Annotated in this window: 1 protein-coding gene; it reads right to left on the reverse strand. The window is 51.3% G+C overall.

Features of this window, described 5'->3' with window-relative positions:
• Window positions 1–713: 713 nt before the first annotated feature.
• Window positions 714–1,475, reverse strand: a complete 762-nt coding sequence (locus DW49_RS0123420; protein ID WP_229687551.1) for a 3'-5' exonuclease — start codon at window positions 1,473–1,475, stop codon at window positions 714–716.
• Window positions 1,476–1,627 lie beyond the last annotated feature (152 nt).

Genomic DNA, 1,627 nt, shown 5'->3' on the forward strand with positions numbered 1-1,627 from the left:
TGTTTTCGAAAAAATCAGCCACCAACTAACGGAAAATTCAAATCTTATCAATAGCTTAGCTTGCAGGTTATGGGTAACTTATTTCGAAAACAGTACACTAGCAGCTCTCGGCGAAGCGATATCCATTTGCGAATGATGTTGGCATTGATGCTGTAGCTGATAACGCCGCTAGAAACGGTTGCTCCGGGTTGCAGGCATTCCTGAGCGACCTAGGTCTTGAACGGTTTCGGACAAAAGCTTCGCTGGCGCATGAAAATCTTGGAAATAAGGGCGATCGCGTCCGCTTAAAAAACGCGGATGTCATTGGCATTAATGCTGGTATTTTCCAGAAACAAAAAAACCAGCTCAAGGCCGGGTGTCAGCCATACGCGATATGATGCTCTCGCTGTGGTGGATGGGCGATACGGTGCCGCCTCGGTAGCTGTTTTGATTCCAAAAATCAGATGTCTGGCGCCGACGCCAAGCGTCGGTTGGAAGAGGTGCAGGATTGGTATCGGCATAAGCTTGGGAGATGGGGCCGCATGGCAGCCAATAAGTTGCGGACACCGTTTCGTTGAACCTGTCAGCAGAAATATGGCCCCGTGTCGCGCGCCTTCGTCTGGATAGGCTCATGTGCTAATGCAAAGAGCTAACGTGCCTTACCGATCTAATTTTTTGGCCCGCAATATGTCGCGGCTAGGCATACCTCCGATAGCAAGCCCTCAAGTGGGATGCTACTCGGCTGCGTCGTAGTCAAAGACGCATGCGAACAGTGCCTCTGTAGCCGCATAGTGCCCATAGCGGCCTTGGGGACGTCCACTCTCAGAAATCAGATGTAGATTCTTGCGGGCACGGGAACCTACGACGTAGAGGAGTTTGTTAGCGGCATCCAAGCTTGCTGCCTCAGTGAAATGAGGCACCATCCCCTGAAGAAGGCCGAACGCGATGACCACATCGTACTCGGCACCCTTTACCCCGTGGATCGTCGAAACGGTGATACCAGTCCGCTCGCGAAATACCTTCTTGAAGAAAGAGATGTTGTTGATGTAAGGGGCTCCGTCCTTTTGGAGCCTGTCGATACGAGATTGTGAGCTTCGAAAGAACGCATCGCGGTGCTCCACCAATGCGGGGAAGCTATTCAGGGCTACGCGGAGTCGTTCAAGCAGTGCGGCGAAGGCTTGGTCAAGGTAGGCAATCCCATCCGTCTCGGAGATTGAAATTGAGTTGCATTCCCTCAATAGGAGCCGCGGCGTCAGACGCGACGTATCAACACCCAAATCACCCAGGTCGCTGATTACATCCCTGGCCCATCGCATGCGACGAACAAGCATCTTCGGCGAGGACTCAGTCAGGATGATTTTCGAAACTTTGAACCAGAAGTTGTCTATATCGTTGCTAAAGGGGACTAGGCCAGGGCCGTCAAATTGCTGATCCGGAAGCATCCTTACTAATTGGCGCGTCGTCGATGCCAATAAAATCCACCATGGGGCGAGCACGCAGATCTCCTCCGGAGGATGCCCGGCAGCAAGGCTTGCCTGGATCAGTCGTACTAGTGTACTGTTTTCGAAAAAATCAGCCACCAACTAACGGAAAATTCAAATCTTATCAATAGCTTAGCTTGCAGGTTATGGGTAACTTATTTCGAAAA

The sequence above is a fragment of the Pseudomonas avellanae BPIC 631 genome (assembly GCF_000444135.1).
Taxonomy (GTDB): Bacteria; Pseudomonadota; Gammaproteobacteria; order Pseudomonadales; family Pseudomonadaceae; genus Aquipseudomonas; species Aquipseudomonas avellanae.